General features: G+C 60.1%; 22 protein-coding genes. 7 read left to right on the top strand and 15 right to left on the bottom strand.

All coding sequences use genetic code 11. The features are described 5' to 3' along the window. Positions 1-15 precede the first annotated feature (15 nt). Complete coding sequence (locus KW840_RS09515; protein ID WP_057716186.1) at positions 16-705, top strand: DUF4197 domain-containing protein; 690 nt, start codon at positions 16-18, stop codon at positions 703-705. A gap of 67 nt (positions 706-772) precedes the next feature. On the opposite strand, the gene KW840_RS09510 is transcribed toward KW840_RS09515, so the two are convergent. From KW840_RS09510 to KW840_RS09500, 3 genes are all read right to left on the bottom strand, one after another. Beyond that, positions 773-1,054, bottom strand: a complete 282-nt coding sequence (locus tag KW840_RS09510) for a DUF6124 family protein (RefSeq protein WP_218495030.1) — start codon at positions 1,052-1,054, stop codon at positions 773-775. 978 nt (positions 1,055-2,032) lie between these two features. Then, a complete protein-coding gene (locus tag KW840_RS09505; protein WP_057716189.1) occupies positions 2,033-5,098 on the bottom strand; it encodes an efflux RND transporter permease subunit in 3,066 nt (1,021 codons plus the stop codon). 6 nt (positions 5,099-5,104) lie between these two features. Next, on the bottom strand, positions 5,105-6,205 hold the full coding sequence (locus tag KW840_RS09500; protein WP_057716190.1) for an efflux RND transporter periplasmic adaptor subunit: 1,101 nt from the start codon (positions 6,203-6,205) through the stop codon (positions 5,105-5,107). A 93-nt stretch (positions 6,206-6,298) separates the two neighbouring features. Here KW840_RS09500 and KW840_RS09495 point away from each other — a divergent pair, with 93 nt between their 5' ends. Further along, positions 6,299-6,937: a TetR/AcrR family transcriptional regulator gene (locus KW840_RS09495; RefSeq protein WP_057716191.1), complete on the top strand. Its 639-nt coding sequence runs from the start codon at positions 6,299-6,301 to the stop codon at positions 6,935-6,937. Between the two features lie 112 nt (positions 6,938-7,049). On the opposite strand, the gene KW840_RS09490 is transcribed toward KW840_RS09495, so the two are convergent. After that, entirely contained in the window at positions 7,050-7,832 is a 783-nt protein-coding gene (locus KW840_RS09490) for a class I SAM-dependent methyltransferase (protein ID WP_057716192.1), read from the bottom strand. 93 nt (positions 7,833-7,925) lie between these two features. On the opposite strand from KW840_RS09490, the gene KW840_RS09485 reads away from it, so the two are divergent. Further along, the gene (locus KW840_RS09485; RefSeq protein WP_057716193.1) at positions 7,926-8,546 is read left to right on the top strand and encodes a hypothetical protein; all 621 of its coding nucleotides are present in this window, start codon (positions 7,926-7,928) and stop codon (positions 8,544-8,546) included. 22 nt (positions 8,547-8,568) lie between these two features. On the opposite strand, the gene KW840_RS09480 is transcribed toward KW840_RS09485, so the two are convergent. The 6 genes from KW840_RS09480 to ppc form a co-directional block, all read right to left on the bottom strand. Beyond that, positions 8,569-9,390 carry an isocitrate lyase/phosphoenolpyruvate mutase family protein gene (locus KW840_RS09480; RefSeq protein WP_057716194.1) on the bottom strand — a complete coding sequence of 274 codons (822 nt, stop codon included), beginning with the start codon at positions 9,388-9,390 and terminating at the stop codon, positions 8,569-8,571. A gap of 34 nt (positions 9,391-9,424) precedes the next feature. Continuing rightward, positions 9,425-10,285: a DUF72 domain-containing protein gene (locus KW840_RS09475; protein ID WP_057716195.1), complete on the bottom strand. Its 861-nt coding sequence runs from the start codon at positions 10,283-10,285 to the stop codon at positions 9,425-9,427. Further along, positions 10,285-10,590, bottom strand: a complete 306-nt coding sequence (locus KW840_RS09470) for a hypothetical protein (RefSeq protein WP_057716196.1) — start codon at positions 10,588-10,590, stop codon at positions 10,285-10,287. Before KW840_RS09470 ends, KW840_RS09475 begins: the two co-directional genes overlap by 1 nt. Positions 10,591-10,845: 255 nt before the next feature. Beyond that, positions 10,846-11,520: a tRNA (adenosine(37)-N6)-threonylcarbamoyltransferase complex dimerization subunit type 1 TsaB gene (gene tsaB / locus KW840_RS09465; protein WP_057716197.1), complete on the bottom strand. Its 675-nt coding sequence runs from the start codon at positions 11,518-11,520 to the stop codon at positions 10,846-10,848. Positions 11,521-11,614: 94 nt separating this feature from the next. Beyond that, complete coding sequence (adk, locus tag KW840_RS09460) at positions 11,615-12,262, bottom strand: adenylate kinase (RefSeq protein ID WP_057716198.1); 648 nt, start codon at positions 12,260-12,262, stop codon at positions 11,615-11,617. A gap of 288 nt (positions 12,263-12,550) precedes the next feature. Next, positions 12,551-15,181, bottom strand: a complete 2,631-nt coding sequence (gene ppc / locus KW840_RS09455) for a phosphoenolpyruvate carboxylase (RefSeq protein WP_218495029.1) — start codon at positions 15,179-15,181, stop codon at positions 12,551-12,553. A 201-nt stretch (positions 15,182-15,382) separates the two neighbouring features. On the opposite strand from ppc, the gene KW840_RS09450 reads away from it, so the two are divergent. From KW840_RS09450 to KW840_RS09435, 4 genes are all read left to right on the top strand, one after another. Continuing rightward, on the top strand, positions 15,383-15,727 hold the full coding sequence (locus KW840_RS09450; RefSeq protein WP_008051389.1) for a hypothetical protein: 345 nt from the start codon (positions 15,383-15,385) through the stop codon (positions 15,725-15,727). Positions 15,728-16,043: 316 nt separating this feature from the next. Beyond that, a complete protein-coding gene (locus tag KW840_RS09445; RefSeq protein WP_218495028.1) occupies positions 16,044-16,457 on the top strand; it encodes a DUF4398 domain-containing protein in 414 nt (137 codons plus the stop codon). Between the two features lie 45 nt (positions 16,458-16,502). Continuing rightward, complete coding sequence (locus KW840_RS09440; protein WP_218495027.1) at positions 16,503-17,300, top strand: OmpA family protein; 798 nt, start codon at positions 16,503-16,505, stop codon at positions 17,298-17,300. A gap of 143 nt (positions 17,301-17,443) precedes the next feature. Further along, positions 17,444-18,883, top strand: a complete 1,440-nt coding sequence (locus tag KW840_RS09435; RefSeq protein WP_218495026.1) for a transposase — start codon at positions 17,444-17,446, stop codon at positions 18,881-18,883. A 316-nt stretch (positions 18,884-19,199) separates the two neighbouring features. On the opposite strand, the gene KW840_RS09430 is transcribed toward KW840_RS09435, so the two are convergent. From KW840_RS09430 to KW840_RS09410, 5 genes are all read right to left on the bottom strand, one after another. Continuing rightward, on the bottom strand, positions 19,200-19,529 hold the full coding sequence (locus KW840_RS09430) for a hypothetical protein (protein WP_218495025.1): 330 nt from the start codon (positions 19,527-19,529) through the stop codon (positions 19,200-19,202). After that, a complete protein-coding gene (locus tag KW840_RS09425; RefSeq protein ID WP_218495024.1) occupies positions 19,526-20,440 on the bottom strand; it encodes an alpha/beta hydrolase in 915 nt (304 codons plus the stop codon). The genes KW840_RS09430 and KW840_RS09425 overlap by 4 nt, the downstream gene beginning before the upstream one ends. A 146-nt stretch (positions 20,441-20,586) precedes the next feature. Beyond that, positions 20,587-21,864 (bottom strand): flavohemoglobin expression-modulating QEGLA motif protein, encoded by a 1,278-nt coding sequence (locus KW840_RS09420; RefSeq protein WP_057716204.1) that lies wholly within the window; start codon positions 21,862-21,864, stop codon positions 20,587-20,589. Positions 21,865-21,896: 32 nt separating this feature from the next. Then, complete coding sequence (locus KW840_RS09415) at positions 21,897-22,451, bottom strand: hypothetical protein (protein WP_218495023.1); 555 nt, start codon at positions 22,449-22,451, stop codon at positions 21,897-21,899. Positions 22,452-22,683: 232 nt separating this feature from the next. Then, positions 22,684-23,400, bottom strand: coding sequence for a TetR/AcrR family transcriptional regulator (locus KW840_RS09410; RefSeq protein ID WP_090453336.1), 717 nt, complete (start codon positions 23,398-23,400; stop codon positions 22,684-22,686). Positions 23,401-23,472: the final 72 nt, after the last annotated feature.

The following is a 23,472-nucleotide window of genomic DNA, read 5'->3' as shown; positions in this document are numbered from 1 at the left end:
AAAAAGGAAGTTGCCATGTTCCGCCCTACCCTCCGCTTTGCCGGCCTGTGCGCAGGCTTGATGATCTGTGCCAACGCCCTGGCGCTATCCCTCACCGACCTGTCGCAGAAAGACGCCACCGGCGGCCTCAAGGACGCACTGACCCAGGGCGCGCAACTGGCCGTCAAACAACTCGGCACCCCGGGTGGTTTCAGCAACAATCCCGATGTGAAAATCGAACTGCCGGGCAAGCTGGGCAAAGTCGCGAGCAAGATGAAACAGTTCGGCATGGGTGACCAGGTCGATGAGCTGGAAGCCAGCATGAACAAAGCGGCGGAAACCGCCGTGACCCAGGCCCAGCCAATCCTCGTCGATGCCGTGAAGAAAATGACCGTGGAAGATGCCAAGGGCATCCTCAGCGGCGGCAACGACTCGGCCACCCAATACCTGAACAAGACCAGCCGCGAACAGATCCGCGCCAAATTCCTGCCCATCGTCAAGCAAGCCACCGACAAGGTTGGCCTGGCCCAGCAGTACAACTCGTTCGCCGGGCAAGCGGCGACAATGGGCGTAGTGGATGCGAAAAACGCCAACGTCGAAAACTACGTCACCGAGCAAGCGTTGAATGGCTTGTTCGAGATGATCGGCAAACAGGAAGAAACCATCCGCCAGAACCCGGCGGCTGCGGCGACCAGTTTGGCGAAGAAGGTGTTTGGTACGTTGTAATTCTTAGCTGACGGCAACACCAGAAAGCCCGCTGACCTTCACAGGTTCAGCGGGCTTTTTCGTTGTGCTATTGAGGTGAATCGAGTTGATCCAGCACGCGATTCACCGATAGCTGCGCCAATACGATCATCTGCTGAATGCCGAGTGCCAGATTGGAGGTGGGGCCGGTCAGGATGGATGACAGTTCGGTTGCCATTACATTCGCTGAGGCAAGGGTTTCGTAGGCATGGACCAGCAGGGTTTCGGAATTGATGCCGGGGCGGATGGTGAAAATTGGGCAGTGGCGACTTGAAGCGCCGATATGTTCTGCGGTTTCTGAAGCCGGGGGGTTTGGGCTGGGTTTGATCATTGTGAAGCTCCTAACGAAAGTTGGAGCAGCCAGCATCACTTGCAGATGATGGGTGGCAGCTGTGTGCAGGTCTGCAAGACCGAGTCGTTAGGCAACCTCGGCAGACCCGAAGATCTCCCGCACACAGCCACCATAAATCGGTGGTCGCTAAAAAAGCGCCACGATTATAGGTGCGCCAGTGGGCGCCTAACAAACTATTGGCGGGCTTGCAGTCCCGGTCACTGAATTGGCAGCGACGGGCGAAGGCTAGAGATCGTGCTTCCGACGGGCAACCTGAAAGTCTTGTGGGAATGGTCTGAATGGTTGGCTTGGGCGAAAAACATTGTTGACTGTTGGGCGGCCATCGCGAGCAAGCTCGCTCCCACAATTGAGTCGGGTACATCCGTGAGGGATTGGTTGGCTGGCAGGCCGCCATCGCAGGCAAGCCAGCTCCCACAATTTGACCGAGTACATTCGGTAGAAACAGGTCGGCTGTCAGGCCGCCTTCGCGAGCAGGCAGCTCCCACAATGGGTCGGCGTACACCCACTGATATTCACCACTCATCAGGTCGAGCGTTAGCTCGCCTGCAGCTTTTGATCTTGATCCACCCGCCCCCTCGGGAGGCTGAGTGGAGGTGTTCATCCGGGGATTGGCGCGCAGCGCCGTTCGACGCAGTCGAACTCATTGCATGTAGGTCGAAGCGAAGCCGACCGGAGGGCAATGCCCCCGGATGAATACCGGAGCGAAGGAACCCCGAGCCTAGGCGAGGGGCCGGACGTTCGGGGCGAGCGCTTTTGGTTACTTTTAAGGCGCTTGTTAAAAGTGACTCGCCGTAAGGGCGAAACCGCCAGCCGCCGTTACCGCAACAACGGATATGTACACAGTCAACAAAATACAGGTCGACTGTCAGGCCGCCATCGCGAGCAAGCTCGCTCCCACAGGGGATCGCATTCACCCGCAAAAGTCTGGTCGGCCCGAAGGCCGCCAAGGTCACCCCCTCAAACCGACTCTTTGCGAACCCGAAACCAGGCGGCATAAAGGGCAGGCAAAAACAGCAGCGTCAACGCCGTAGCAACGATCAACCCCCCCATGATCGCCACCGCCATCGGCCCAAAGAACACACTGCGCGACAGAGGAATCATCGCCAACACCGCTGCCAGCGCCGTCAGCACAATCGGTCGGAACCGCCGCACCGTCGCCTCGATGATCGCCTGCCAAGGCTTGAGCCCCGCCGCAATATCCTGCTCGATCTGATCCACCAGAATCACCGAGTTACGCATGATCATCCCGGACAAGGCGATAGTCCCCAACATGGCCACGAAACCAAAGGGCTGGCGGAACACCAACAGAAACAGCGTCACCCCGATCAACCCCAGCGGCGCCGTCAGGAACACCATCGCCGTGCGCGAAAAACTTCGCAGCTGCAGCATCAGCAAGGTCAACACCACCACGATGAACAACGGCACGCCGGCCTTCACCGAGTTCTGTCCGCGCGCCGAGTCTTCCACCGTGCCGCCGACATCCAGCAAGTAACCATCCGGCAGTTCAGCGCGAATCGGATCGAGGGTCGGCATGATCTGCTGCACCAGCGTCGCCGGTTGCTCCTTGCCATAGATGTCGGCGCGAACCGTCACGTTGGGCAGGCGGTTGCGGTGCCAGATGATGCCCTCCTCGAAGCCGTACTCCAGGGTCGCGATCTGCGATAGCGCGACACTGCGACCGTTATCGGTCGGTACCGCCAGGCTCGGCAGCAATGACAACTCGGTGCGCTCATGCACGGTGCCGCGCAACAGGATCTCGATCAACTCGTTGTCTTCACGGTACTGGCTGACACTGGAACCGGTCAGGGAGCTTTGCAGGAACCTCGACAGGTTGGCCGTGCTCACGCCCAGCGCCCGCGCACGGTCCTGATCGATGTTCAGGTACACCACCTTGCTCGGCTCTTCCCAATCCAGGTGGACATTGACCACATGCGGGTTCTCGCGAACCTTGGCCGCGACCTTGCGTGCCAGCGCCCGCACCTCCTCGATGTGCTCCCCGGTCACGCGGAACTGCACCGGATAGCCAACCGGCGGACCGTTTTCCAGGCGCGTGACCCGCGAACGCAGAGCGGGAAATTGCTCATTAAGGGTTGAGATCAACCAGGTGCGCAGGGCTTCCCGTTCTTCGATGGTTTTTGCCAGGACGACAAACTGGGCGAAGCTCGCAGCCGGCAGTTGCTGATCCAGCGGCAGGTAGAATCGTGGCGAACCGGTACCGACATAGGCCACGTAATTGTCGATCCCGGCCTTGTCCTTGAGCAGCGCTTCAAGGCGTTTGACCTCGTCGGCGGTATTGCTCAGCGAAGCGCCTTCGGCCAGTTTCAGATCGACCATCAGCTCCAGGCGACCCGATGCCGGGAAGAACTGCTGCGGCACAAACTTGAACAGCACGATGGAAGCGATGAACAACAGCACGGTCGCCAGGATCACGGTTTTGCGCCAGCGCACGCACCATTCCACCAGACGCCGGACGCGCTGATAAAACGGCGTGGCATAGGGATCGGGCTGGCCGGCACCGTGTTTGGCGGCATGAATCTTCGCCAGGTCCGGCAGGAGTTTTTCCCCGAGGTACGGCACGAAGACCACCGCGGCCACCCACGACGCCAACAGCGCGATGGTGACCACCTCGAAGATCGAGCGGGTGTATTCGCCAGTGCCCGATTGCGCCGTGGCAATCGGCAGGAAACCGGCCGCGGTGATCAGCGTACCGGTGAGCATCGGGAACGCGGTACTGGTCCAGGCATAACTCGCCGCTTTGACCCGGTCGAAGCCCTGCTCCATTTTGATCGCCATCATTTCCACGGCGATGATCGCGTCGTCCACCAGCAAACCCAGGGCCAGTACCAGCGCGCCGAGAGAGATCTTGTGCAGGCCGATGCCCAGGTAATACATGCACGCGAAGGTCATCGCCAACACCAGCGGAATCGCCAGGGCCACCACCATGCCGGTGCGCACGCCAAGGGAGAAGAAGCTCACCAGCAACACAATGGCCAGCGCCTCGACCAACACTTGCACGAACTCACCAACACCGGTTTTCACCGCCGCCGGTTGGTCGGAGACTTTGCGCAACTCCATGCCGGCCGGGAGGTTTTTCTGTATGCGGGCGAACTCGATTTCCAGCGCCTTGCCCAGTACCAGGATGTCACCGCCGTTCTTCATTGCCACCGCCAGGCCGATGGCGTCTTGCGCCATGAAGCGCATGCGCGGCGCCGGTGGATCGTTGAAACCACGGCGCACGTCAGCCACGTCGGAGATGCGGAAGGTGCGATCACCGACCCGGATCGGGAAGTTCTTGATCTCGTCGACCGTTTGAAAATTCCCCGTCACCCGTAGCTGCAAGCGCTCGCTGCTGGTTTCGAAGAAACCTGCCGTCGATACCGCGTTCTGTTCTTCAAGGGCTTGCTGGACGACCGCCAGCGGCAAGCCGAGGGTGGCGAGCTTGACGTTGGAGAGTTCGATCCAGATTTTCTCGTCCTGCAATCCCAGCAGCTCGACCTTGCCCACATCCTTGACCCGTTGCAGCTGGATCTGGATGCGGTCGGCGTAATCCTTGAGCACGGCGTAGTCGAAGCCCTCGCCGCTCAGGGCGTAAATATTGCCGAAAGTGGTGCCGAATTCATCGTTGAAAAACGGTCCCTGAATCCCCGGCGGCAGGGTATGACGGATGTCGTTGATCTTCTTGCGCACCTGATACCAGAGCTCCGGGATCTCCACCGAGTGCATGGAGTCGCGCGCAATGAAGGTCACCTGGGATTCGCCGGGGCGGGAGAACGACACGATGCGTTCGTATTCGCCGGTTTCCATCAGTTTCTTTTCGATGCGTTCGGTGACCTGGCGCGAGACTTCCTCGGCGGTCGCCCCCGGCCAGTTGGTGCGAATCACCATGGCCTTGAAGGTGAACGGCGGGTCCTCACTCTGGCCGAGCTTGGTGTAGGAAAGTGCGCCGACGATGGCCAGCAACAGCATCAGGAACAGGACGATCTGGCGATTACGCAGCGCCCATTCGGAAACGTTGAAGCGCATCGGGGCTTACTCCTTGTCCGCCAGATTGACCACGCGATTGGAGCGATCCACCGGGCGCACCTGCTGCCCTTCGAGAAGCACATGAACACCGGCGGCCACCACCCAGTCGCTGGCGCTGAGCCCTTCAAGTACCGGTACGGTTTTCTCGCCGAAGGCACCGACCCGCACCGGGGTCCTTTGCAAGGTGTTGTTGGCGCGGACGACCCAGACATAAGTCACGCCGTTTTCCGCCGTCAGCGCAGACAGCGGAACGGACAGTGGAACCACGTCGGCGGCCTGCACGAACACTCGGGCGCTCTGGCCCAGTTCGACAGGCACAGTGCCGGTCTTGAAGGCGATACGCGCCGCGAAGGTACGCGACTTGGGGTCGGCTGAGGGCGACAATTCACGGATGCGCCCGGCGAGACGCTGGTCGGGCTGGGTCCAGAGTTCCACCGACACCGGTTCACCGACCTTGAAGCGGCCGAAATTCTGCTCCGGCAGGCTGATCAAGACCTCACGCTCGCCATCGGTGGCCAGTGTGAACACCGTTTGCCCGGCTGCCACGACTTGCCCGACTTCCACCAGGCGCTTGGCCACGACGCCGTCCTGCGGCGCACGCAACACGGCGTAGCTGGCCTGGTTATTGGAAACGTTGAATTCGGCTTTGATTTGCTTGAGGCGCGCTTCACCGGAACGATAGAGGTTTTCGGCGTTGTCGTATTGCGAACGACTGACCAGTTGACGCTCCATCAGGGTCTTGTAGCGATCACGCTCGGATCGCACCAGGTTCAGATTGGCTTCGGCGGCTGCGACCTGGGCGCGAGTGGCCTCCAGTTGCAGGCGCACGTCCTGGGGATCGAGCTCCGCCAAGGGTTGATCGGCCTTGACCCGCTGCCCCTCCTCGACCAGTCGTCGGCTGACTTTGCCGCCGATGCGGAACGCCAGATCCGGCTCATACCGCGCGCGAACTTCACCGGGATAGCTTTCCATGGCCTGTGCCGAAGGCTCTGGCTGGACCACCATGGCCGGGCGCACGCTGACTTGCGGCGCCTCTTCATGACCACACGCAGACAATAAAAAAGCCAGGGTGACTGGCAACGCGAGGGACAAGGCATAGCGGAACATGGTGAAGGACCTTTCGCTAATGGTGCTTTGAATAATTATACTGAGCAGTATGTTATTAATAGCAAACTCACCAGTCCAGTAATAAAAACGAATATGCCAAACAATCTTTCAGCACCCAATGGCCCAGGCAGACCCAAGGACCTGGTCAAGCGCCAGGCAATTCTCGATGCAGCGAAAGTGCTGTTTCTGAGTAAGGGTTATGCCAATACCAGCATGGATGCCGTCGCGGCCGAGGCCGGCGTGTCGAAGCTGACGGTCTATAGCCACTTCAACGACAAGGAGACGCTGTTCTCCTCCGCCGTGATGGCCAAGTGCGAGGAACAGTTGCCACCGCTGTTCTTCGAACTGCCGGAAGGCGTGGCCGTGGAAACCGTGCTGCTGAACATCGCGCGCGGTTTTCATCAACTGATCAACAGTGATGAATCAGTGAACCTGCACCGCTTGATGATGACCCTGGGCAGCCAGGATCCGAAACTCGCGCAAATCTTCTTCGAGGCCGGGCCGCAGCGCATGCTGCATGGCATGGAGCGCCTGCTGAGCAAGATCGACGAAAGTGGCGTGCTGCGTATCGACAAGCCGCACAACGCGGCCGAGCACTTCTTCTGCCTGCTCAAGGGCGCCGGAAATTTCCGTTTGCTGTATGGCTGCGGCGAGCCGCCGGTTGGCGAAGAGGCGGAGAGCCATGTGCGGGAGGTGGTGGGGTTGTTTATGCGGGCTTATCGGCCTGAGTGAGCCTGATGGATTGTTGGTGTCTGGACTGACGCCATCGCGAGCAAGCTCGCTCCCACAAGGTTTTCACCGTACCTGTGGGAGCGAGCTTGCTCGCGATTGGGGCGACTCGGTCCTACGGCTTGAGCGCCTTCTTCGGATAGATGTCATACCGACTGGACTTGCCATCCAGCGCATGACTCGGCTTCGGCCCTTCAATGCACGGTGCCTTGCGCGGACGCTTGACCACCACCCGGTGGCTGGCCAGGGCCAACGCGGCTTCGAGCAATGCCGGCGCATCCGGGTCATCGCCCACCAGCGGCCGGAACAGGCGCATTTCCTTCTTCACCAGCGCGGTTTTCTCGCGGTGCGGGAACATCGGGTCGAGGTAGATCACCTGGGGTGGTTCGCCCTCCCAGTTGCGCATGACCTCGATCGAATTGCCCTTGAGCAAGCGCATGCGCGCCACGATCGGCGCCACGTCGAAATCTTCCGCGCCACGGGCCAGGCCGTCTTCCAGCAAGGCACCGATCAGCGGCTGACGCTCGATCAGGCTCATCTCGCAACCGAGACTGGCCAGCACGAACGCATCCTTGCCCAGCCCCGCCGTGGCATCCAGCACCCGCGGGCGCACGCCTTGGGCGACGCCAACAGCCTTGGCGATCATCTGCCCGCTGCCGCCGCCGTACAGTCGGCGATGGGCCGCACCACCCTCGACGAAGTCCACCCGCACCGGCCCCGGCGCATCCGGCCCCAGCTGTTGCAGCTGCAAGCCCATGTCACCCACCTGCAAGGCAAATTCGCCGTCCGCTACTTGCATTGGCAGGCCCAGGCGCTCGGCCCATTGCTCGGCTTGTGGCTCGAAAGCCGCGTCGAGGGCCTGGACATGGATGCGGCAGGCCGCAGGTTGATCAATCATCGGAAAACACGCTCAAAAAATTAATGATCGGCAAAAACTGCCGATAACAAAACTATCGAGCATTTTGCCAGAGCTGAGCGTCTACCGAGAGAAATGTCAGACATTCAACCCACAATCACAGGTTTTATCTCGCCCTACGGCGACTACAACCTGCGAAACACCCAGGCACTGAGCGGCGTCAGCCACATCTGGCAGGATTTCTTTGCCCGAGCGCTGGCCGAACAGTCGGGTGAAGTGCTACCTGAGTCTCTGAATTTTCCACCGGTCGATCTCGAAAGTCCTGTTGAACCCACGGTCGGCAGCGACCTGCTGGCCCACATCGTGTCCCAGCGTGAATGCGACGTGAAGGACAACGTAATCCGCCCGCCCGAGCCGCTGTTCCTGCCGATTGCCGAATTCGAAATGGACCTGGCGGACAAGCCATTCCCACCGTTCCCGGCGGACGAAATCGTCGCCCAGCAAAAACAGCAGGACTTCGAAAGCGGCTGGGTTCGCCCGATCGTATTGAACGCCGGTCAACCGCTGCCAGAAACCGGCCCTGCCCCGCAACCGCGTCCGCTGCACCTGCCCATCGCCGAGTTCGAACTCGATCTGCTCGACAAGCCGTTCCCGCCGTTCTCGCCAGAAGAACGGGTGGAGCAGCAGAAACAACTCGATTTCGACAATGGTTGGGCGCGCCCGATCATCCTGCAGAACCTGCGCATCGCCGCCTGATCCTCAGCCGCGCCCTCTTCCCTCAACCTTTGAAAAACTGATTCGCCTTCTGATACGGCATCGACCGGGACGTGAAACCGAACGTGCCTGAGGACTGGATTTCTTCGGCGGCGCGGAAGAATTCGCCATAGGCCGCCAATGCCAGCGCCGAACCGACGCTGATACGTTTGACGCCCATTTCCCCCAACTGCGCGACCGTCAGCTTCAAGCCGCCCGACATCAACACATTCACCGGTTTTGGCGCCACGGCGCGCACCACCGCCAGCACATCCTCGGCACTGCGCAGGCCCGGTGCGTAGAGCACATCGGCACCGGCCTCGGCGAATGCCTGCAAACGGCGGATGGTGTCGGCCAGATCGGGATTGCCGTGCAGAAAGTTTTCCGCCCGGGCAGTCAATGTAAAGTCGAACGGCAGACTGCGAGCGGCAGCCACAGCGGCTTCGATGCGCGCCACGGCATGTTCGAAACAATAGATCGGGCCTTCTTCGCGGCCGGTGGCATCTTCGATCGAACCACCGACGGCGCCGGCCTCTGCCGCGCGCAAGATACTTTTGGCGCAATCAGCCGGGTTGTCGGCAAAGCCGTTTTCCAGGTCCACGGCAACCGGCAGGTCGGTGGCGGCGACAATCGCCTGAACGTTCATCAGGGTATCGTCGAGGGTCAATCCGCCATCGGCACGCCCCTGGGAAAAGGCATAACCGGCACTGGTAGTCGCCAGCGCCTCGAAGCCGAGGCTGGCAAGCATTTTTGCCGAACCGGCATCCCACGGATTGGGAATCACAAATGCCCCGGGGCGTTCGTGAAGGGCTTTGAACGCCTGGGCTCGAAGGGTTTGCGCATCCATTGGGCAGGCTCCTGAAGAGGGGAAAGAATCCGCCTCAGAGCAGGCCAAGTTGCTCGGCGACGGGTTCTCTGTATAGCTCAGGCAGCGCCGGCAAGCCAGGCAAACGCAGCATCAGCCGGGCGTGAAAACGCTGCGCCAGTTTCGCGGCCAGCAGGTTGTCGGCAGTGTGCAGGAAGATATACGGCGTGCGACCTTCTTCGATCCATAGCGCGATCTTCTCGACCCATGGTTCCAGGAACGTATCGTTGGCCTCGAGCGTCGGATGGCCGATAAAACGCACCTGCGGAAATTGCGTGAATGCCGCCGGCCGCGGTGGCACACGGGGTTTCTTCGACTGGGCGTGGAGCACCGAAGGCTCGGTCGAGGTGCAACTGAACAGCGCACGGGGATCGAGACAGATGCGTTCGACACCGCGATCCAGCAGCAGCCGGTTGAGCATTCGTTCGCTGTCACCCTTGGCGAAAAACTCGTCATGCCGCACTTCAACGGCCAGTGGTCGCTGCAGGGCATCGATAAATCCGGCCAGCTCAGGCAAACGTTGGGGCGTGAAGCTTTTCGACAACTGCAACCAAAGTGGCGACACCCGTTCACCCAGAGGGCTGAGCAATTGCAGGAAGGTTTCGGCGGCGGTCAGTTGCTCGCGCAGATCGCCACCGTGGCTGATCTCGCCGGGAAACTTGGCGGTGAAGCGAAAATGTTCGGGCATGGTTTCGGCCCAACGCTGCACGGTGCTGGCAGCCGGGCTCGCGTAGAAGGTCGTGTTGCCTTCCACTGCATTGAAAACCTGGCAATAGAGATCAAGAAAATCGGCGGGTTTAGCGTCGGGCGGATACAGGTAGTCGCGCCAGGCGTTCTCGCTCCAGGAGGGGCAACCGAGGTAATACGGCAGCACCATCAGATGTACAGGTCGAGACCCAGCACATCCGCTTCCCAATCGACGAAACCGGCGGTGCTCAGGTAGCTGGCCAGGGCTGTCGCTACGCTTTTGCTCATGGCACGGTGGTAAATCATGTCTTGCTGACGGGCGGGAAGATTGCTCAGTTTTTGCGCAGAGGCTTTGGCGGCGCGGGCAGCCAGTTGCTCTTCAGTCGGGAATTCCAGCTCGCCTTCGATATCAATGGCGTCGTCTTCCACCACGCGGCCTTTGCGGGGTTTGCGCTTGATGGGGTAGGACTGAGAGGAAACGCCGTCTATACGCATAAGTGCATACTCGGAATCAGTGATGGCAGTTTAGTGGCGCAAAATCCACTTCGCAAACCGCCGAGTGATAACTAGAACACATAAAAGGCAAAAGGTTTAAAAGCCGGATTAGAAAATGACGATTGGCTGCGTCCGATAGATCGCCATCGCGGGCAAGCCCGCTCCCACAGGGTCTTCGGTGCTCCAAACATTGAGTCCAACACAAAACCTGTGGGAGCGAGCTTGCTCGCGATGGGAGCACCCCGGTCCAGTAGATTACCGCGCCTTGGGTGTCGCCACTTTATCGCGCAGATACACCGGCTGCGCCTCATCGGCCACGATCGCCTCGCCGCGCGCCCAGGCAAATCGCGCCAGTGTCAGCAAGTCTTGCGCGTGGGGCAACATACCCGCGTCCTGCCCGCTCAGGCTGACGGCGATACGCTCGCCATAGCCCCAACCGGTGCCTGCGCCGAACCATTCGCCGCCGGCATCGGCCGGCAATGCAGCAGACTCCGGCGGCAGTACCGCTTCCGCCCCCACCAGGCGCATTTCCCCGGCCGTTTCGCGGTAGCAACCCCAATACACTTCATCCATGCGCGCATCGATGGCGGCGGCGACCTGCGTGGCGCCGTGTTCGCGCAGCGCACGTTGCGCCAGCACGGCCAGGTTCGACACCGGCAGCACCGGGCGATCCAGGGCAAACGCCAGGCCTTGCACCACGCCGATGGCGATACGCACACCGGTGAAGGCGCCCGGGCCACGGCCGAAGGCAATGGCATCGACCGCTTGCAGCGTGGTGCCTGCATCGGCCAGCAATTGCTTGATCATCGGCAACAGCTTCTGCGCGTGCAGGCGCGGGATCACCTCGTAATGGCTCGTGACCTTGCCGTCATGCAGCAAGGCAACGGAGCAAGCTTCAGTCGCGGTGTCCAGGGCCAGCAAGGTGCTCATCGATGTATCCACAAGAGAGATCGGAAAAAAGTGCGTCAGTATAAACAACTACGGCCCGCAAGCGGGCCGTGGATGATGCAGCGGGTCAGACTTTTCAGCTCAGGGCTGCAAGCACCTTGGCGGTGATCGCTTCAACCGAACCGACGCCTTCGATGTGGCTGTACTTCGGCTTGCCATTGGCAGCCGACAGCTTCTGGTAGAAGTCCACCAGCGGCTTGGTCTGGGAGTGGTAGACCGACAGGCGATGACGCACGGTTTCTTCGGTGTCGTCCTTGCGCTGCACCAGCTCTTCACCGGTGACGTCGTCAATGCCAGCCACTTTCGGCGGGTTGTAGACGATGTGGTACACGCGGCCGCTGGCCTCGTGAACACGGCGACCGGCGATACGCTGGACGATTTCTTCGTCTTCAACGGCGATTTCAACCACGGCATCGAGCTCGACGCCTGCAGTCACCAGGGCTTCAGCCTGGGGAATGGTGCGCGGGAAGCCATCGAACAGGAAACCGTTGGCGCAGTCGGACTGGGCGATGCGGTCCTTGACCAGTGCAATGATCAGGTCATCGGACACCAGGCCACCGGCATCCATGATGCTCTTGGCCTTGATGCCCAGCTCGGTGCCGGCCTTGACCGCTGCACGCAACATGTCGCCGGTGGAGATTTGCGGAATGCCGAATTTTTCGGTGATGAACTGTGCCTGAGTACCTTTACCGGCCCCGGGAGCTCCCAGCAGAATGACGCGCATCGATGTGCTCCTCAATTTTTTATATGGATAACGTCAGATTCGCCTCGTGGGGCCAATCTCAAAAATAGGGTCGTGACCGCCCAAACGGTCAAAGGCTGATCAAGATACACAGCAGGCTGCGCCCACACAAGACGCCAAAAGTCGGAGAAACCGCTGCCTCCTGCGACCATTGCGCACAGTTTCCCAAGTCGCAACCCCGTCATTAACTGTCGCCTGGCAGCACTTTTGCACCCGTCAAACGGCGGCATCCGGCTCACCTGCCGGATGCCTGACCCCATGGCAAAGACCTTAGCCGGTGTTGCGCAAACCGGCGGCAATCCCCGCCACAGACACCAGCAAGGCCTGTTCTACCGGGCTGCCCTGCGCCACGTCCTGCACTCTTGAACGGGCCAGCAACTCGGCCTGCAATAGATGAAGCGGGTCGAGGTAGGTGTTGCGCAAGCGGATGAACTCAAGGGTCGCTGGGCTATGTGCCAGCAGCTGCGACTGCCCGGTCAGGCCGAGAACGATGGTGCACGCCTGCGACAATAGGTCGCGTAAGTGCGCACCCAATGGCAACAGATTCGGCTCTACCAGACGCTCATCGTAGGACCGTGCAATGTCGGCATCGGCCTTGGCCAGGACCATTTCCAGCATGTCGATGCGGGTGCGGAAGAACGGCCACTGCTCGCGCATTTGCCCCAGCAGTTCGCCTTCGCCACGCTCCAGCGCCTTGCTCAGGGCCGCTTCCCAACCCAGCCAGGCCGGCAGCATCAGGCGCGTCTGGGTCCAGCCGAAAATCCATGGGATCGCCCGCAGGCTTTCGATCCCCCCAGCCCGGCGCTTGGCCGGACGACTGCCCAGCGGCAAACGGCCGAGCTCCTGCTCCGGCGTGGACTGGCGGAAGTACTCCACGAACTGCGGGTTTTCCCGCACCACGGCGCGGTAGGCGCTGACACCATCCGCAGCCAGTTCGTCCATCAAATGGCGCCACTCGGGCGTAGGTGGCGGCGGAGGCAGCAAGGTCGCCTCAAGCACGGCGGCCAGGTACAGATTGAGGTTTTGCTCGGCGATGTCCGGCAGGCCGAATTTGAATCGAATCATTTCTCCCTGTTCGGTGGTGCGGAAACGCCCCGCCACCGAACCCGGTGGCTGCGACAGGATCGCCGCGTGCGCCGGGCCGCCGCCACGCCCCACCGTGCCGCCGCGACCGTGGAACAACAGCAGCTCGACTTGTTGCTCGCGGCAGATATCCACCAGTCGCTCCTGCGCCCGGTACTGCGCCCAGGCCGCCGCGGTGGTGCCGGCGTCCTTGGCCGAATCCGAGTAGCCGATCATCACTTCCTGCGGCCCTTGCAGGCGCGCGCGATAGCCAGGCAACAGCAGAAGCTTCTCGATCACCGGACCTGCGTTGTCGAGGTCGGCCAGGGTTTCGAACAGTGGCACCACACGCATCGGCCGCAACACGCCGGACTCTTTGAGCAGCAATTGCACGGCGAGTACATCGGAAGCCGCACCGGCCATGGAAATCACATAGGAACCGAGGGATGCCGGCGGCGCAGCGGCGATTTCCCGGCAGGTCGCCAGCACCTCGGCGGTGTCGGCGCAAGGTTTGAAGTAGTTCGGCAACAAGGGCCGACGATTGCTCAATTCGCGCATCAGGAAGGCGATGCGCTCCTCCTCGCTCCAGTCCTCGTAGCGTCCCAGGCCGAGATAGTCGGTGATTTCGGTCATTGCGGCAGTGTGTCGCGACGAGTCCTGGCGCACATCCAGACGAACCAGGAACAGACCGAATGTCACTGCCCGACGCAGGCAATCGAGCAACGGCCCATCGGCGATCACGCCCATGCCGCACTCGTGCAGGGAGTGGTAGCAAAGCTCCAGTGGATCGAGCAGTTCGCGGTTGTCCTGCAGCACATCGATCGGTGCCGGCGCAGGCGTCGACAAGGCGGCATGTGCCCAGTTACGCGTTGCCCGCAGGCGTTCGCGCAGGTGTTTGAGCACTGCCCGGTACGGCTCGGCGCTGTCTCCCGCCCTGGCTTTCAATTCATCGCTGGCCTGCTGCATCGACAGCTCAGCGGCCAGGCGATCGACATCGCGCAGGTACAAATCGGCCGCCATCCAGCGCGCCAACAGTAAAACCTCTCGGGTCACCGCCGCCGTCACGTTCGGGTTGCCGTCGCGGTCGCCGCCCATCCACGAGGCAAAGCGAATCGGTGCCGCCTCCAGTGGCAGGCGCAGGCCGGTGGCGGCGTACAGGGCCTGATCGGCCTTGCGCAGATAATTGGGAATGGCCTGCCACAGCGAATGCTCGATCACCGCGAAACCCCACTTGGCTTCGTCCACCGGCGTCGGGCGCGTGCGGCGGATCTCCTCGGTGTGCCAGGCTTCGGCGATCAGGCGTTGCAAGGTGGTCTTGATCTGCTCGCGCTCGGCACTGGTCAGGTCACGGTGATCCTGAGCCGCCAGTTGCGCGGCGATGGCGTCGTACTTCTGGATCAGTGTGCGGCGTGCGACTTCGGTAGGGTGCGCCGTGAGTACCAGCTCGATCTCCAGCCGACCCAGTTGCCGGGCCAGCGCGTCGGCGCCATGCCCTTCGGCGCGCAGGCGCGCGAGCAACTCCGGCAGCACCCGGGCTTCGAACGGCGCCTCCCGGGATTCCTCGCGACGGTGAATCAACTGATATTGCTCGGCGATGTTGGCCAGGTTGAGGAACTGGTTGAACGCCCGCGCCACCGGCAGCAACTCGTCTTCGGTCAACTGGTTGAGGCTGGCGCTGAGCTCGGCGTCCATGGAGCCGCGCCGGTCAGCCTTGGCGCCTTTGCGGATCTGCTCGATCTTGTCGAGAAAACCGTCACCATATTGTTCACGAATGGTGTTGCCCAACAGCTCACCCAACAGGTGAACGTCCTCGCGCAAGCGTGCATCAATATCGGTCATCAGCAGGTCTCCAGCAAAAATCCGGGCGGCTAAGAAACAAGAGAGTGCCGCCCCAGACAGGTTCTTACAAGCAAGACGACGAAGGGACTGTAAACCTTGCCTGTTGAGGCTAGTCTGAACGGTAAGCCGTACAACGGTTGTCGCCGGCCAATGCCGGACACTCACTCTGCCTGCCACGAGCGGGAGCGCAATGAGGTCAATATGAAAATCCGCGAGCTTGCCCACCACTGGGAAGAAAACGCCAAGGGTCGCCTGACCGACACCGGCTACTCGATTCATCTGGACGTGGAGTCTGCCGCACGCCTGGCCGCGCTCGTCGAGATGTATCCCAAGCGGCATCCTGAAGAACTGCTCGGCGATCTGATCGGCGCCGCACTGGAAGAGCTGGAAAGAAGCTTCCCGTACGTCAAGGGCACAACCGTGGTCGCCACCGATGAAGAAGGCGATCCCCTGTACGAAGACATTGGGCCGACCCCGCGCTTTCTGGCGCTGTCCCGTCGGCATTTGCACGATTTGTCGGTGCCCGACGACAAACAGAAACACTGATTTACTCCCCGCACTCCTCCCTATGTGGGAGCGAGCCTGCTCGCGATGGGCGTTAACGAAACCGCGTGATGACTGATTAAACGCGGCGTAGTGAAGTCCATCGCGAGCAGGCTCGCTCCCACAAGTATGCGATTTAGAGCCCTGTCGATTCGTTCACGGTTTTTTCAATAGCTGACTAATTTCTCTGAACTTTCAAAAAAAGCCTCGGGTCAACCCAAGTAACCACGCCTGGGACGAGCGTTTCAAAATACCCCGCAATTGATGGTTTCAGCGCCCTGCCCAGGGTGGACTTCGACGTTTTTCAGGAACTGGCCCAATGGAGTTGAAGACCATGAAAACCCGAATCGGAAGTCTCTCATTCACCTGTTCGCGTAGCCTCAGACTGGCGGCGTTGGCCCTGGGCAGCAGCCTGGTCCTGGCCGGCTGCGCCGGTAACCCGCCGACCGAGCAGTACGCTGTCACCCAATCGGCCGTCAACGACGCCGTGAGCGCCGGCGGCACCGAGTTCGCCGCCGTGGAAATGAAGTCGGCCCAGGACAAGCTCAAGCAAGCCGAAATTGCCATGCACGACAAGCAATACGGCCAGGCCCGGATGCTCGCCGAACAGGCCGAGTGGGACGCTCGCGTGGCCGGGCGCAAGGCCCAGGCGATGAAGGCCGAACAATCAGTGAAGGACGCGCAGAAAGGCGTTCAGGAATTGCGTCAGGAAAGCCAGCGCACCGTTCAGTAAGCGGCGCGGCACCACGCATTCCCACTCGACTAAAAGGACGAAATCATGAAATCCAATCAATTGATGATCCCTGCCCTGCTGGCTGTCACCGTAACCCTGGCAGCCTGCTCCACACCACCGAACGCCAACCTCGAACAGGCCCGCACCAACTACACCGGCCTGCAAACCGATCCGCAAGCGGCCAAGGTTGCGGCCCTGGAAACCAAGGAAGCCAGCGACTATCTGGACAAGGCCGATAAGGCCTACAGGGACAAGGAGGACGTGACCACGGTCGACCAGCTTGCCTATTTGACCAACCAGCGCGTCGAAGTGGCCAAGCAGACCATCGCCCTGCGCACCGCCGAGGCCAGCCTGAAAGATGCCTCGGCGCAACGGGCTCAGGCGCGCCTCGACGCCCGTGATCAGCAGATCAAACAGTTGAAGGACAGCCTCAACGCCAGACAGACCGATCGCGGGACACTGGTGACCTTCGGTGATGTGCTGTTCGCCACCGACAAGGCCGAGCTGAAATCCAACGGTCTGGCGAACATCAACAAACTGGCCCAGTACCTACAGGAAAACCCCGAGCGCAAAGTGATTGTCGAGGGCTATACCGACAGCACCGGTACGGCGTCGCACAACCAGTCGCTGTCGGAACGTCGCGCGGGCTCCGTGCGTGCGGCACTGGTGAAGATGGGCGTTGATCCTGCGCGTATCGTCGCCCAGGGTTACGGCAAGGAATATCCGGTGGCGGATAACAGCAGCACATCGGGCCGGGCGATGAACCGTCGGGTGGAGGTGACCATCTCCAATGACAATCAGCCGGTAATGCCGCGTTCGGTGGTGAGTTCTTACCAGCGATAGTTCTTTTCCTAAATTAAATATGAGCCCAGCCTAACGTTATCAGGTTGGGCTCATAGCACCTGTCATTTATGACAGTAGATAAGCTGTTACATCGGGTTTAATTTTGTTCCCAGCACAAATCGAGTGCAAAAGGAGCAATTGCGATGCGAAAGACCGCGCTGATCTGCATACCATTCATCCTGTCGGGTTGCTCGTTAACCGACGAATCCACAGTTCCCCCCCCTTCTCTCAACGACAACTTCGCGTATGACGAGCGGGACGCCATACCCAATGACACGCCTTTACCCAAACCGGGCATCAATCAACGTCCGGTCGTTGGAACAAAGAAAATGTTGGTAAGTGTTATCAAGTGGCAGGATGGAGACATCCTGAACAAACCCTTGATCGAGCGGCATACTCTTTCATCCGATCCGGACTCGCTGAAGTCCTACATTCTGGCTGCCTCACATGGAAAGTTGACATTAGCGGGCCAAGTGATTTCCTACACCTCTGGACCTCGCCCCGAACAATGCAAAAGCGGACAACCTATGCCACTGTCCCTCGCAACTTCGGAGGGTCGCAAAGCGGCCGAAGCAAATGGGCTCAATCCGGGTAACTTTGATTACTTGATCAACGTCATTGATTGTGGGGGAGCCGCCTCTGCGTATATGCCTGGACGCATCATAGGTGTTTACGGTCAGAGCGCCAGCCCTCATGTATACAAACACGAGTTCGGTCATAGCCTTGGGTATTCTCATGGAAAAACGTACACCAAATGCCCCCAAGACGGAGAAACTGTAAGAGCCCCGAACGAATGCACAACGATCGGATATGGCGATACGGGAGATTCGGTATCAGGGGGTGGAACACTTTACCCCGCTAACAATCGCTGGTACTCCGGTTGGCTGGATCAATCACAGTCTGCTGTAATCGAGCGTTCTGGTCTATATCGCCTAGGCGTGTTGGGTCAGGGTGGACCGCAACTTTATCGCATCAATCGTACCGGTTTGACTCCTAGTCAAATCGCACTGGAGTACCGAAAGCCGACTATCTACGATGATTTCCCACCTACCGACAATCGGGTGAACGGTGTTTGGGTGAGATTCACAACCATGGGAAATAATGTAAGTAACATTCAGCTCGATGCGACTCCAGAATCAGCCACGACAGTTGACCCTGCCATGCAACCCGGTAGAGTTCTGAAGGATGACACAGCAGGAATTACTGTCCGTGTGTGCACAACATCGGTAGATGGGGCGACAGTTGCCATTGCAATCAATGGCGAGACAAGTCCACCTTGCCCCGTAATTGGACTACCGTTACTACCACCAGGTATTCAAACTCCTGCCTTCGGAGCACCAGCCACTCCAAATCCCGTTACATTTCAAGGCACCAGTATCCCAGGGGCTAAGATAACCCTTTCCTATACAATGAGTTCTAAAAACAGCAAGTCGAGTATTGAAACAACTACTGCAGACGCTACTGGAGTTTGGCGGATAACGTTACCGTCACTTCCGCCTGGAATATTTAACGCGGGTGTAATCCAAGAAGCTGGCAATAGCGCATCGCTGATAAACTTTCGCTGGTTTGAAGTAGCGCGATGACTATTTTACTTTTCTCACCGGCACCGGGTTGATGGCGCTGAAGGAGGACGGTGTTGATTTAACCTGCACCGTCACCCAGCACCTCGAACCGGCGATGCACCGTCGGGTGGAAGTGACGATTTCCAACGATAACCAACCGGTGATTCCGCGTTCGGCGGTTAGCTCTTACACCCAGTAATTTGCCTCAATGCAAAACCTGTGGGAGCGAGCTTGCTCGCGATGAGGCCATAACATTCAACATCCATGTTGACTGCTACACCGCCATCGCGAGCAAGCTCACTCCCACATTGGTTCTTTATTGCCAGCCAGAATCGCGTTACTGCTCCAGCTTCTGCGGCGTCTCCTGCCCCATGCAGCGCACGGCTTTTTTCTTGCTGTCGACCAGCACGCCGGTCAGGCCTTTCTGTTCGGTGTCGAACAGCACCAGCACACCATCGATGCACTGGGCCACTTGGGCCGCCGGCGCCAGGGAAACCCTGTAGTCCTCGCCCGGCACGGTCTTGAGCATGGTGAAGTCGCTGAGCAGCAACGCATCCTCGGGCTTGGCGAAGTGCAGGTAGCCGTACCACCACAGGGCACCGACGGTGCCGAGGATGCTGCAGATACCGGTGATGATCAGCGGGATGGCGTTGCGTTCTTCACTCATTGCGGACTCTCTGGTGGTTCATCTTCTGAATTCGGGGGCGCCGGGTAATTGGGGATTTCACCCAGGCGGCGCAGGCCGTTGAAATGTTGCGGGTCATCGAGATAACGCAGCATGACCTTGCGCCAGACCGGGTCGGCGAACGTCTGCACATGACCGCCACGGGTCAGTTGCAGCACCCGCGGCGGCGGCGCAGCTTGATACAGTCGGATGCCGTTGGAAAGAGGCACGATAGGATCGTCGATGCTGTGGTAGATCAGTTTCGGCACGTCCTTGAGTTGCGTCATGGAGTTGATCGCGCTGTCGCCGTCCGGCACCAGCCACGACAGCGGCACCTGGAACGTCCAGAACACCCATGAATTACTCAGCGCATACCGGCCGACACTGCGATAACTGGCGGGCACGCCGTCGAGGACAAAAGCCTTGAGTTGTTTCTGCCGCTCGGGGTGTTGAACGAGGTAGTGGACAGCCATCGAACCGCCAAGGCTTTGGCCGAGCAGGATCAGCGGCTTGCCCTTGACCTCGGGGGCCTGGTCGAGCCATTTGAACGCCGCATCGATGTCCTGATAGATCGCCGGCAGGCTGGGTTTGCCTTCGGACAAGCCATAACCGCGATAGTCCACCAGCAGCACTTGATAGCCCTGTTCCGGCAACCACCAACTCCCGCCCAGATGCATTGGCAGATTGCCGCCGTTACCGTGCAGGTGCAGCACCGTGCCTTTGACCTCGACACCCTGCTTCACCGGCAGCCACCACGCGTTCAGCTTGAGGCCATCGGCGGTGTTCAAGGTGACGGTGCGGTATTCGAGCCCGGCCTTTTCCGGCGTGAACAACTGGCCGGGTTCGGGGTAGAACAGCAGCGAACTGCAGCCGTTCAGGGCCAGGAGAAGGCAGACGATGCCGAGGATTCTCATCCGGTGAAACCTCGCGAAATAATGGATTGGAACACAATCCCCTGTGGGAGCGAGCTTGCTCGCGATTGCGATCTGTCAGCTTGCACCCATGTTGAATGTAAAGCCGTCATCGCGAGCAGGCTCGCTCCCACAGGGGGATTCTTTGTTCACAAGATGTTCGAGTAATCCGCCTCGATCCGGTCCAGGCTCAGGTGGTTGAGGAAGTTGGAGAAGCACATCCACGCCGACAGCGCGTTCATGTCGCGGAACTGTTCCGGCAGGTACTTGGGCGGAACCACCAGACCTTCATCCACCAACTGGCGCAAGGTACGCATGTCTTCCAGGGTGGTCTTGCCGCAGAACAACAGCGGTATCTGCTCCAGCTTGCCTTTACGCACGGCCAGTTGAATGTAGTTGTAAATCATGATGAAGCCCTTGAGGTAGGACAAGTCTTTGGTAAATGGCAGACCTGTCGGCACCGAGCCGCGGAAAACGCGACTGGCGTTGCTGTAGCTCTCGGGCATTTCGAAGCCTTGCTCGCGGAAGAACTCGAACACCTGCAGGAAGTCGGCACCCTCCTCCACCATATGAATGGCCCGCGTGCGGTTGGTCAGTTTGCGCAGGCGACTGGGGTACGAGGCGAAGGTGATGATTTCCATCAGGATCGCCAGGCCTTCCTGGGTCACCGTCGACGAGGGCGGCCCCTTGGAGAGGAAGGTGCAGATCGGCTGGTTCAGGCCGTTGAGGGTGGTGCCGACATGCACCAGCCCTTCGTGGACCTCCAGGGCGCGCACATCGCGCTGATTGAACATCGCATCGGAGCGGATCTTGATGTAGTCGGCGCCGGCCGCCGCATCGGCGACGATGCCGTCGGACTCGAACACCCGGATGGTTTCCTCGGCTTCGCCAAATACCTTGTTCAAGCGATGCTGCAACAGGTCGACCGCATCCTTGGCCGTCAGCGTCTTCGGCTCGTCCTTGAGATCGCCACGGCCGTCGATGTTGTTCAGGTATTCGGACAACATCATGCCCAGGTCGGACAGCGTCGGGTCGCCGGCGTGGAACGCGTCGGAGGCGGCACCGTACAACTCCTGCGAGATCAGGCCGAAATCCTCTGTGCCGCGCGCTTCGAGCATGCGCACCACCATGCGGTATTCCTTGCACATGCGACGCATGATCTGGCCGACCGGGTTGAACTGGCCGAGCTGGCGGGTGATGTCGCGCTCGATGTTCTGGAACTCCAGCTTCACTTTGCTGGAATCGAACGCCAGCGGCCGGTTGAGGTAGTAGTCGCGGTCCACCGCCGGCATTTCCTTGCCTTTGGCCTTGAGGAAGCCCTTACGAATGTTGTCGTCCCACTTGACCGCATCGAGGACGCGGATCGGCGTCTGCGCGAGCACGATGCGATCGGACAAAATGCGTATCGACTGTTGGTAATCGTCCACCCGAAACTCCTGTAGAAACCTGATTGTGCTGCTTATTTGGCTTTGGCCTGACGCTGGTAGCGTACGGCTTCGACGAACACATCGGTATTGGCCGGGTCGTCGAGGTAGGCGGCGACTTGATCCATGGAGCTGTTGATCAGCACGCCTGCGCCGTCGTCAGTCTGAAACGCTTCTCCGCTCAGGGCGTTTTGCTTCAGCGCCTGGTTGATCTGTTCAGGGTCGAGGTTGTACAGCACCAGTTCACGCTGGTCGGTCAGCTCGAAGCCGCCGATGATGAAATACCCGCCGAACTGCGCCGGCACCTTCGCCGACAAGTACCAACGGTTGCCATGGCGCGACACGGTGAAGGGGTAGGCTTCACGCTCCTTGGGTTTGGCCTTGAAGTAGCTGACGGCCTGGTAGCGATTGTCGGCGATGCGGGTCAACTCCAGATTGACGGGCTCGCCCCAGGCGCTGGTGCTGGTCCACTTGCCGAGCAACCCTTTGGGCGCGGGCTCGCTCGTGGGCAGCGGTTCCTTGAAGGTCACCAGACAGCCACTGAGCAGCAGGAACGACAAGGCGATCACAACGACACGCCAGGCTTTCATTCAATACTCCCTATGAACATACGCCGCCCTGAAGTGGACACCTTCCCCTGTGGGAGCAAGCTTGTGTGGTGAGGGGGCTTGCCCCCGTTCGGCTGCGAAGCAGTCGTAAAACCTGCGCATCTGAACTGACTGTCTCACCGCGGCCGCAGATTTTGGGGTGGCTTTGCCACCCAACGGGGGCAAGCCCCCTCGCCACAAAAGCTCGCTCCCACAGGGTGAAGAGCCAGCCGGACTACACCGACGCCAGCACCAGGTGCATGTAGCGCGTCAGGATGCCGAGCATTTCCTCTTCGGCGGCAGGCTCGTCTACGTTGAGCAGGCCCTGATATTCCATCCGGCCGATAATCGCCGTCAACACCTTGGCATCCTGATGCGGCTCGCGCGAGCCCAATACCTGGAACAGCTGGCAAGAGCCCTGCAACAGGATTTGCTGATGCGAGCGCACCAGTTCGGCCAGGCGCGGGTTGAGCAACGCCTCCTGACGGAACGCCTGCTCGGCCATCAAATGTTCGCGACGATTGACCAATTGCCGGTGAACGTAATCGGTCATCAGCCGCGCAATGTCGTCCGCCAGTTTCGAGCGCGCCTGCGGGCTGCCATCGCCACTGTCGATCATCTCGCGCAGCAGGCCCTCGTTGTTCACCCACAGCTTGCCCATGTACGCCGCACTGCGTTCCACGTATTGGGCGAAGGTATCGGTGAGCAGGTCATCGATATCCTTGAAATAGTAAGTGGTCGCCGACAACGGCACTTGCGCCTCGGCGGCCACCGCGCGGTGTCGGACGGCACGCACGCCGTCACGCACGACAATGCGCATGGCGGCGTCGAGAATGTCCTGTCGACGCTGCTCACTGCCCTGTCGGCTGGCCTTGCGGCCCTGGTACTGAACGCTTTCAGCGACCGCAGTGGCGATACCCGCTGCACCTTCTTGAGCTATTGCACGAATCACGACAGGTATTTCCTCTCAGATGAAACTAACAAGTTGATACGTTTGTACCAGACAGGCAATAAAAAGCCGCCT

The organism is Pseudomonas sp. PDM30, assembly GCF_019218985.1.
Classification (GTDB): Bacteria; Pseudomonadota; Gammaproteobacteria; order Pseudomonadales; family Pseudomonadaceae; genus Aquipseudomonas; species Aquipseudomonas jessenii.
This window is presented reverse-complemented; position numbering and strand designations above follow the sequence as displayed.

Excerpts from the sequence above, each read along its gene's own strand:
- KW840_RS09515 (WP_057716186.1), top strand. The coding sequence starts at position 16 with ATGTTCCGCCCTACCCTCCGCTTTGCCGGCCTGTGCGCAGGCTTGATG.
- KW840_RS09510 (WP_218495030.1), bottom strand. The coding sequence starts at position 1,054 with ATGATCAAACCCAGCCCAAACCCCCCGGCTTCAGAAACCGCAGAACAT.
- KW840_RS09505 (WP_057716189.1), bottom strand. The coding sequence starts at position 5,098 with ATGCGCTTCAACGTTTCCGAATGGGCGCTGCGTAATCGCCAGATCGTC.
- KW840_RS09500 (WP_057716190.1), bottom strand. The coding sequence starts at position 6,205 with ATGTTCCGCTATGCCTTGTCCCTCGCGTTGCCAGTCACCCTGGCTTTT.
- KW840_RS09495 (WP_057716191.1), top strand. The coding sequence starts at position 6,299 with ATGCCAAACAATCTTTCAGCACCCAATGGCCCAGGCAGACCCAAGGAC.
- KW840_RS09490 (WP_057716192.1), bottom strand. The coding sequence starts at position 7,832 with ATGATTGATCAACCTGCGGCCTGCCGCATCCATGTCCAGGCCCTCGAC.
- KW840_RS09485 (WP_057716193.1), top strand. The coding sequence starts at position 7,926 with ATGTCAGACATTCAACCCACAATCACAGGTTTTATCTCGCCCTACGGC.
- KW840_RS09480 (WP_057716194.1), bottom strand. The coding sequence starts at position 9,390 with ATGGATGCGCAAACCCTTCGAGCCCAGGCGTTCAAAGCCCTTCACGAA.
- KW840_RS09475 (WP_057716195.1), bottom strand. The coding sequence starts at position 10,285 with ATGGTGCTGCCGTATTACCTCGGTTGCCCCTCCTGGAGCGAGAACGCC.
- KW840_RS09470 (WP_057716196.1), bottom strand. The coding sequence starts at position 10,590 with ATGCGTATAGACGGCGTTTCCTCTCAGTCCTACCCCATCAAGCGCAAA.
- tsaB (WP_057716197.1), bottom strand. The coding sequence starts at position 11,520 with ATGAGCACCTTGCTGGCCCTGGACACCGCGACTGAAGCTTGCTCCGTT.
- adk (WP_057716198.1), bottom strand. The coding sequence starts at position 12,262 with ATGCGCGTCATTCTGCTGGGAGCTCCCGGGGCCGGTAAAGGTACTCAG.
- ppc (WP_218495029.1), bottom strand. The coding sequence starts at position 15,181 with ATGACCGATATTGATGCACGCTTGCGCGAGGACGTTCACCTGTTGGGT.
- KW840_RS09450 (WP_008051389.1), top strand. The coding sequence starts at position 15,383 with ATGAAAATCCGCGAGCTTGCCCACCACTGGGAAGAAAACGCCAAGGGT.
- KW840_RS09445 (WP_218495028.1), top strand. The coding sequence starts at position 16,044 with ATGGAGTTGAAGACCATGAAAACCCGAATCGGAAGTCTCTCATTCACC.
- KW840_RS09440 (WP_218495027.1), top strand. The coding sequence starts at position 16,503 with ATGAAATCCAATCAATTGATGATCCCTGCCCTGCTGGCTGTCACCGTA.
- KW840_RS09435 (WP_218495026.1), top strand. The coding sequence starts at position 17,444 with ATGCGAAAGACCGCGCTGATCTGCATACCATTCATCCTGTCGGGTTGC.
- KW840_RS09430 (WP_218495025.1), bottom strand. The coding sequence starts at position 19,529 with ATGAGTGAAGAACGCAACGCCATCCCGCTGATCATCACCGGTATCTGC.
- KW840_RS09425 (WP_218495024.1), bottom strand. The coding sequence starts at position 20,440 with ATGAGAATCCTCGGCATCGTCTGCCTTCTCCTGGCCCTGAACGGCTGC.
- KW840_RS09415 (WP_218495023.1), bottom strand. The coding sequence starts at position 22,451 with ATGAAAGCCTGGCGTGTCGTTGTGATCGCCTTGTCGTTCCTGCTGCTC.